Origin of the sequence: Lysinibacillus sp. NPDC096212, assembly GCF_044763105.1 — a bacterium.
In the GTDB taxonomy this organism is placed as follows: Bacteria; Bacillota; Bacilli; order Bacillales_A; family Planococcaceae; genus Lysinibacillus.
In genome coordinates, this window is the sequence record NZ_JBIWFQ010000012.1 from 88560 (window position 1) to 97318 (window position 8759).

Here is an 8759-nt window from a genome sequence, read left to right on the forward strand (position 1 = left end):
CACCAGTAACACCAGTAACACCAGTAACACCAGTAACACCAGTAACACCAGTAACACCAGTAACACCAGTAACACCAGTAACACCAGTAACACCAGTAACACCAGTAGCTCCAGTAGAACCAGTCACGCCAGTAGAACCAGTAGCTCCAGTGTCACCAGTAATGCCAGTAGAGCCAGTAGAACCAGTAACTCCGGTAGAGCCGGTAGAACCAGTAGCTCCAGTAGAACCAGTAACTCCGGTAGAGCCAGTAGCTCCAGTGTCACCGGTAACGCCAGTAGAACCAGTAGCCCCAGTCGCTCCCATAGCTCCGGTAGAACCAGTCACACCAGTAGAGCCAGTAACACCAGTCGCCCCGGTAACACCAGTAGCCCCGGTAGCGCCAGTAGGACCAGTTTTTCCAGTAGGTTTAACAGGGAAAATAGGACAGCTTTGAGCGGCGCAAGGATTACAACAACATGGGAATGTATTACATTTACTGCAAACTCTTTCTTTAAAATTTCCAAATTGCATTGTTTCACCTCCTCTCTCAAATAGCGTATTCATAGAGAGAGAAGATGAAATAGACAGTTAACTCCTTGGCTTTTCTAAAAATATCGATAGCGGAAAAAGTATTTTTAATCAATGTATAGTTAAAACCTAATACTAGAATTAAGAAATTACTTCAATGTACTAATCCATTACTATAGAAGAGATTAAGATTCTTCATTACCCTTTTTTAAAATACGATCAAAATATGTTTTATTGTGCAGTATTTTTTCATCATTTGGTAAAAAGGATCTGGCTAATTCATTATGCGCGTTGGCAGTTTCATATTGTTGTAACCGATCAAAGAGGACACAAAGTTGTAAGTGGGGTAACCATGTCGTAAAGGTTTTGTTTTGAAAAGGAGCGTTAGGATTTTGCTTGATGACAAGCGCTTGCTCATACCAAAATATTGCTTCATAATTTCTGGCTTGTTCCATTAAATGAAAACCAAGTCTACAACACGCTTCTGGACGTGGAATATCGTATTCAAAGCTTCTTAGAATGGAGCTCAGATTATTTTCTGGATCATTTAAATGAGAATAACAATCTGCTAATTTGAAACAGGCTCGAACATTATCTTCTACCCAGCCTAATTTAGAAGTTAAAAATGTCTCATAGTAAAATATTGCATCCTCAAATTGTCCGTGATCCAGTAATTCATTTGCGTAATAAAATGTATCTCGTGGAGAGAGCTGTTCTCCTGAGTCAACTAACTGCTTATAGATGTTAATATTCCGCGAATGATCGTGATTAAGTGGTAAATGACTGACAGCGATATTACTATCCAATAGATTTCCACCGACTTCTAAATATTCGTGTACAGCACCTATCCATTGGAATTGTTTATTTCTTCTTACTAAGCGATATCTTTTTAATAGAGAACTTACATTTCCTTCGTTATCAAAGCTTAAATTATAATTCATAGAAATAGCATCTATATCAAGGGTCAAGGATTCTTTTAGTGCTTTCAATTTTTCCTGATCCTCTTCTAATAATACGTCGTCTGCATCTAGCCATAAAATGTACTCCTTTGTTGCTTGTTGGAATGAAAAATTTCTTGCAGCTGCAAAATGATGAATCCACTCAAAATCAAAAATACGATCTGTAAACTCATTAACAATTTGCTTCGTATTGTCGGTAGAGCCAGTATCGATGATATTAATCTCATCGACTAAGTCTTTTACAGATGCTAGACATCTACCGATGACATCTTCTTCATTTTTCACAATCATACATAAGCTAATGGACACCATAACGTTGATTCCTCCTAACCATAATCTATGTAGTATATGTGCTACTATAATTTTGGATTGGATAAATGCTCGTAAATGTAGCATTACATAATAATAACTGTGAAATTTGCTTGTTTTCTTTGTCATAAATTTACCTCTCAAGTTTCACGTGAATTTCACAATTGTGAAGTATAGTTAAGAAACAGAGGTGATGATGTTGAAAAAATGGGCATTCTTCATTTTTTCTTTAGTACAGCTTGTATTGCTAGTAGGGTGTACGGAGAAATCGTTTGAGCCTATTGAACGCGATCAGAATTTTATTGCATCCTTAAATATACAAGAGCCTTCTCTAGATTTTATAGATGAACAAGGTGATGTGATAGCAACATGGTTATTAGATAAAGCTTACTCAGGGGCAGTACTCCTCGGAAATGATCGTGTGTTATTGTATGGTCATCAATTAAATGAAATTGACGTCTATACATTATCAACCGGAAAGAAGCTCTATTCTAAAAAAGTACAGCTTGGTTCAACGAATGCGTATTATGCTGAAAATAGAAAACAGTTTTTTATTACGAATAGCAAAACGAATACAGTGACAAGCTTTGATGAAGAGGGCAACGAACTAGCAACACAGAAGATTGGTAATTATCCTATGTCAATGGCAGCCTATAAAGATAAGCTATATGTGATTAATTATAAAGATACGAAATTATCGGTGTTAAATATTGAGAATCTAGAAATTGAACAAGAGTGGCCGATTCAAAAATCATCACATGGAATAGCAATTCTTGAAGAGAAAAATGAACTATGGATTGGTGGCCATGGAGAAGGAAGTAAACCGAATAGCTCTGTTAAAAAATATGATCTTATAACAGGCATCAAACATGGGGAGATAGCAATGCCTTTAATGCCTGTTGGATTAACCAAAACAAAGGATGCTGTTCTCGTTGTTAGTCATGGCCGTAATGAATTATATGTTGCCGACTTTGATGGAAATGTGAAATGGCAGCAAGAGGTAGGAGCTAATCCGTTTGTCGTAAATCAGTTTAAAGATTATATTGTTGTCGCTGGTTATGATGACCATACTTTGTATTTCATAAAAGAAGGTCAGGTGAAAAAAACAGTTGATGTGGGGAAAGGTGCATTTCAATTGTTAGTGAGGGAGGAATAAATGTGACAACTGTATTAATTGTTGATGATGAGCAAGATATGCGTAATTTAATAGAAATGATGCTCCATAATGCAAAAATTGAGACCGTAACAGCAGCGAGTGGTACAGAAGCCTACGATATGATCGTGCGCGAAAAAATCGATTTAGTTCTACTTGATGTGATGATGCCACACGAAGATGGCTTTGCGGTTTGTCAAAGTATACGTGCGATGTCGAATATACCAATTATTTTCCTGACAGCACGTGATGCAAATGAGGATAAGGTTAAAGGCTTAACAATTGGCGGAGATGATTATATTGTAAAACCCTTTACAAATGATGAACTAGTTGCTCGGATCCATGCTGTGCTAAGAAGAAGTGGCACTAATATTGAAGACTTGCAGCAAAAATATGTGATACTTGGACCTATTAAAATAGATGAGATTGCACGAAAAGTATCTGTAGATGGAAAGAGTGTCCCGCTTACTTTAAAGGAATTTGAACTATTACATTTATTTATGAATAACCCTGGAAATGCTTATACTAGGGAGCAATTACTAGAACGTATTTGGGATATTGATTATGTAGGGGGAACAAGAACTGTGGACACTCATATAAAAACCTTACGTATAAAGCTTGGAAAGGAAGCGGCGGGGCATATTCAAACCGTCTGGGGAGTGGGCTATCGCTTTGATCCTGGCGAATGAAAAAGATTTCAACACGCATTTGGCTATTAATCTTTGCATTTTTGATCATTACCGTTGTCTTTATGTATGTCCTGACTGATTATCTATATGAAAGACTTTATGTAGAAGACACGGAAGAGATGATGGTAGAAGTAGGGACAAAGCTACAAACGATGTATACCGGTAGTAAGGTAACGGATGAATTTATTGCAGATATTGAACAGTATGCTAATTATTCGAATTTGAATATTTTTGCAGTAAGAAATCCGCGAGAACTAAGTGCCTGTGTGCCGTTTGATATTGATTTCGAAACATTAATTGGTCCAGAAGAGCGACAGCAATTACTTGCGGGTGAATATGTACAAAAAATAGGATATGAACCCCGATTTGATAGACAGCTAATTTCGGTAGTACTTCCGCTAGTGGATCAAAATAGGCTTGAAGGAATTATTTATATATACTTCCCTCTAGCAAAAATTAGTGAGTTAGCGAATAATGAAGTCATTTTCTTATTTGTCAGTGCCTTTATATTTTTACTTGTTATCAGCTATTTAATTTATAAGGGAATTCGCCATATTATGCGACCATTAAGTAATTTACAAAGAGCTGTTGAGCAAATGTCATACGGAAACTATGGGACGCGTGTGCCAGTTCATTCGAAAGATGAAATCGGAAGGCTATCGAGCACCTTTAATCAAATGGCAGAGGCGATCCAACAAGAGGACGAGGCTCAAAAAACGTTTTTGGCGACAGTTTCACATGAATTACGGACACCCATTAGCTATGTAAAAGGCTATAGCGAAGCAATGCAGAATGGTATTATTCCAGAACATCAAAAAGAGGAAACGATCCAGCTCATTGTACGTGAGGCAAATCGTATGGAACGTTTAACGAATGAATTGCTTCAACTTGCTCGTATGGAAAATGAACAAGCAGAAATTACTTTATATCCAATCCCTCTTGCCGAAACATTACGTGAGGTTCAAAAAATATTAACTCATCAGGCAGAGAAGAAGAGCATTGCACTCCATTTAGATGCTGATGATGCATTAATCATCAAAGCGGATGAAGTAAAGTTGAAACAAATTTTTATTAATATTATTGAAAATGCCATTAATTACTCGTATGAACAGTCAAAGGTTGAAATTACTGCCTTAGAGAATAATGCTAGTGCAAAAATTATCATTAAGGATTATGGAATGGGTATTCCTCAAGAGGATTTATTGCATGTAACGGAGCGCTTTTATCGTGTTAACAAAGCGCGGAGCCGAGCAGATGGTGGCAGTGGATTAGGCTTGTCGATTGTAGAACAATTGCTGAAGCAGTTACATGGCAAGATAGAGATTGAAAGTGAAGTTGAAAAAGGCACAGTTGTAAAAATTACATTGCCGTTAATGGAGGAATAAAACATGAAAAAATGGTTATTAGCATTAGTCGCAGTACCTGCATTATTAGTAGGTTGCGGAGAAAAGAAAGAGTCAGCAGCTTTACCAGAGCCTGAGATAGCTCAAATACCAGAAGTTGAAATTTTAACACCGAAAGAAGTAGCAATCAATGAAACAATTGATCTTGCTGCGCAGGTTGTAGAAGGTGGCAAAAAAGTTGATGACGCAGTTGTACAATTTGAGGTTTGGGAATCTGGTAAACGTGATCAAGGGCAAATGATGGACGGTAAATTAGAGAAAGATGGCGTTTATAAAGCGACGACTACATTTGACCACGATGGGGTATATTATATGTATGCTCATACTACTTCAGGCAGTGGTGTTCATAGTATGCCGAAGCAACAAATTACTGCCGGTAGTCCTGATATGACGAACGTTTTACCAGAGGATGAAAAAGCAAATAATAACAGTATGGATCATAGCATGATGAATCACAGTGATGATACTTCTGAGCATAGTGATCATGAAAAAAGTGAAAAAAATCACAATTAATGCTTGCATAATTTTTAAAATAGGAATATGATAATGACCAGATGACCGAAATGGTTTTCTGGTCATTATCATTTTCGTGTACAAAGGCATGTACAAAACAGAACAGGAAAGGATGTTACTAATGGATCGTAGGCAGGAAATTCTTGAAGCAGCTGCAAAATCCTTTACATTGTTTGGTTACAAGGCCACAACAATGGAGCAAGTGGCTAAAATCGCCAATGTCGGTAAAGGGACGATTTACACATTCTTTGCAAATAAAGAAATTTTATTTCAAGAGATAGCTATGTCACTTGTACGAGAAATGCAAGCAGAAGCAGATGCAGTGTTGGATGCATCAGCGAGCTTTATGGACAATGCGCATAATGCTTTAATGAAAATGCTACAGTTCCGTGAAAAACATCTTTTATTTGCGAAGTTATTAGAGGAAGAAAAGGAGCTACGAACGCCAGCAGTTAAACAAGTTTTAGCTCGCATTGAAACTGAAATTTTATCCTACGTTACGGAATTAATTCAAAGACGTATCGATAAAGGAGAAGTTAGAGATTGTGATGCAGAACTAGTAAGCTTTCTATTGTTAAAGGCGTATCTAGCGTTTGTCGTTGATTGGCATGAGCTACATGGCGACATTATTCCTGAAGAAAAGATCTTAAATCTTTTCAAGGAAACAATCTTCCGTGGGCTAATTTTAACTTGATTTGGCTTAGTTAAAAGGTGAATCAATGACAGTCTAGTGAGGATTTAGATTTTTTTTTGAATAAAAATGACCGACTGACGTTTTCGGTCAAAAATTATAGGAGTGAAGAAAACTTATGATTAAAGCTGAGTGGCTGAAAATCTTTAAAACAAGAAAAATGCTTGTTTCAATAATCGCTGTATTATTTATCCCAGTCATGTATGCCGGTATGTTTTTATGGGCATTCTGGGATCCGTATGAAGGTCTTCCGAACTTGCCAGTAGCTGTTGTCAATGAAGATAAGGGCGCTGAAATGGAAGGAGTTAAATTAGATTTAGGGAACGATTTAGTCGATAAGCTTGTCGAGAGTAACGAGTTTAAGTTTATTGACGTTTCCAAAGAAGAAGCTGAAAAAGGCTTACATGGCCGTGATTACTATATGATTCTAGAAATTCCAACAAATTTCTCTGAGCACGCAACTACTTTATTAGATGACAAACCTTCTAAACTAGTTATGAATTATATTCCGAATGAAGGATTGAACTTCCTTGGTGCACAAATTGGTGAAACAGCAATGGACCGTGTACGTGCGGAAGTAAATTCACAAGTTTCAGCAACTTATGCTGAAAAGTTATTTGATTCTATTACAACACTTGGAGATGGCTTTACAGAGGCTGCAGATGGCTCGAATAAGCTAGATGAAGGTGCTAAAACTTTAGCTGATGGTACAAAGGATTTAAAAGGTTATCTTGAGCAACTAGCATCAAGTACAGTTGAATTGTCAAATGGTGCAGATAAAATTACTAAAGGTGCTGGAGACGCTGCAAAAGGCGCTAATGACTTATCTACTGGTCTAGTAAAAATACAAGACGGCGCTGGACAGTTACAACAAGGTGCACAGCAAGCAGCATCTGGAGCAACAACACTTGAGCAAGGTGTATCACAATATACACAGGGTGTAGCAAAGGTTCAATCAGGTTTAGCTACAATTAGCGATAAACAAAAACAAATTAGTGCAGGTGCAGCTTCAATTGCTGAAAATGCAGGCGCATTAAATGGTGCAGCAGGCCAATTAACAGCGGGTTCTGCAAAAGTAGCAGAAGGCATCACAGCTTTATCTAATCAATTACAAGGCATGATGGCTTCATTGCCTGAAGAGCAAGCGGCAGTATTAAAACAAACATTAGCAGAGCTACAAGCAGGAAGTGCAAGCGTGCATAATGGCTTAGGTTCTTTAACTGCTGGTACAGAAAAATTACAAGCTGGTGCTAATCAAGTAAGTTCTGGTGCATCACAAATTGCAGCAGGTCAATCACAAGTGTTAGCAGGTGCTAATGAGTTAACATCAAAAAGTGGTGCGTTAGTCCAAGGAGCAAAAGGTCTTCAAGCTGGTAATGCAACACTTGCTCAAAAATTAGGTGAATTAAATGCTGGTGTTAAGACAGCCGTAACAGGTTCTAAAACATTGGCTTCAGGTTTAAATGAGCTAGCGAGTGGTTCAACAACATTAAATCAAGGTACATCAACACTTGCCTCTAAATCAGGTGAATTAGCAGAAGGTTCTAAAACGCTTGCTGATGGTACTACTGAACTTGTAGATGGTACATCAACTTTATCTAGCAAACTAGGTGAAGCAAGTGAAAAAGCAAAAGAAGTTCATGCAAGCAAAGACACATATGATATGGTAGGTAGCCCAGTTGAGGTTGATAAAGAATCTGTAAACCATGTACCTAACTATGGTACAGGTTTCTCACCATACTTTATTTCTCTTGGTTTATTCGTTGGTGCGTTATTAATCTCTATCGTTTTCCCACTTGTGGAACCAGCGATTCGTCCAAAAAATGGAGCAACTTGGTTTGCAAGTAAAGTCTCAGTTTTAGCAATAGTCGGCTTAATTCAAACTATATTAACAGTGGTTATTGTAAAATGGAGCTTAGGCCTTGAAGTAGACAATTTTGGATACTTCTTCCTAACAGCATTATTAACAAGTTATGTTTTCTTAGCTTTAATTCAAATGTTAGTATCTATTTTCGGTGATCCAGGACGCTTCATGGCGATTGTTGTATTAATTTTACAACTTACAACAAGTGCGGGTACATTCCCACTTGAGTTAATCCCATCACCATTACAAGTATTTAATAAACTATTACCAATGACATATACTGTTTCAGCATTTAAAGCTAGTATTTCAACTGGTGATACATCATACTTAATGCAAAACTACGGAGTTCTAGCAGGATTCCTAGTAGCATTCTTAGCTATCACTTTCGGTTATTTCATGTTACTACACACAAAACGTTACTCAAAAGTAGCCGAAGAAAACTAAAAATAGGAATTTTTTACACCCACCAATATTGGTGGGTGTTTTTTGTGGTTGAATGATTGCTTTAAATAGGGAGGAGGAAGAGCTGCCAAAAACTGATCGGGTAGAGAATAAAACTGCTCGGGTATCTTTGAAAACTGATCAGGTAGAGAGAAGAACTGCTCGGGTATCTTTGAAAACTGATCAGGTAGAGAATAAAACTGCTCGGGTATCTTTGAAAACTGATCAG

8 protein-coding genes and 1 pseudogene are annotated in these 8759 nt (G+C 37.4%); 6 read left to right on the plus strand and 3 right to left on the minus strand.

Annotation, left to right across the window (positions count from 1 at the left end):
• Positions 1–511, minus strand: a pseudogene (locus ACIQ7T_RS27985) (collagen-like protein); the annotation flags it as partial.
• A gap of 182 nt (positions 512–693) precedes the next feature.
• The gene (locus ACIQ7T_RS13595) at positions 694–1779 is read right to left on the minus strand and encodes a glycosyltransferase (RefSeq protein ID WP_370083697.1); all 1086 of its coding nucleotides are present in this window, start codon (positions 1777–1779) and stop codon (positions 694–696) included.
• Positions 1780–1972: 193 nt separating this feature from the next.
• On the opposite strand from ACIQ7T_RS13595, the gene ACIQ7T_RS13600 reads away from it, so the two are divergent.
• From ACIQ7T_RS13600 to ACIQ7T_RS13625, 6 genes are all read left to right on the plus strand, one after another.
• Positions 1973–2932, plus strand: coding sequence for a YncE family protein (locus ACIQ7T_RS13600; RefSeq protein ID WP_370083693.1), 960 nt, complete (start codon positions 1973–1975; stop codon positions 2930–2932).
• A gap of 2 nt (positions 2933–2934) precedes the next feature.
• Positions 2935–3618 (plus strand): response regulator transcription factor, encoded by a 684-nt coding sequence (locus ACIQ7T_RS13605; RefSeq protein WP_370083691.1) that lies wholly within the window; start codon positions 2935–2937, stop codon positions 3616–3618.
• Positions 3615–5003, plus strand: coding sequence for a sensor histidine kinase (locus ACIQ7T_RS13610; protein WP_370083689.1), 1389 nt, complete (start codon positions 3615–3617; stop codon positions 5001–5003). Before ACIQ7T_RS13605 ends, ACIQ7T_RS13610 begins: the two co-directional genes overlap by 4 nt.
• 3 nt (positions 5004–5006) lie before the next feature.
• On the plus strand, positions 5007–5534 hold the full coding sequence (locus ACIQ7T_RS13615) for a FixH family protein (RefSeq protein WP_402870973.1): 528 nt from the start codon (positions 5007–5009) through the stop codon (positions 5532–5534).
• Positions 5535–5655: 121 nt separating this feature from the next.
• Positions 5656–6228: a TetR/AcrR family transcriptional regulator gene (locus tag ACIQ7T_RS13620; RefSeq protein ID WP_370083685.1), complete on the plus strand. Its 573-nt coding sequence runs from the start codon at positions 5656–5658 to the stop codon at positions 6226–6228.
• A gap of 115 nt (positions 6229–6343) precedes the next feature.
• Entirely contained in the window at positions 6344–8533 is a 2190-nt protein-coding gene (locus ACIQ7T_RS13625; RefSeq protein ID WP_370083683.1) for a YhgE/Pip family protein, read from the plus strand.
• Here ACIQ7T_RS13625 and ACIQ7T_RS13630 read toward each other — a convergent pair.
• The coding region (locus ACIQ7T_RS13630) for a hypothetical protein (RefSeq protein ID WP_402870977.1) at positions 8530–8759 on the minus strand (230 nt) is incomplete at its 5' end. The two genes, ACIQ7T_RS13625 and ACIQ7T_RS13630, sit on opposite strands and share 4 nt — an antisense overlap.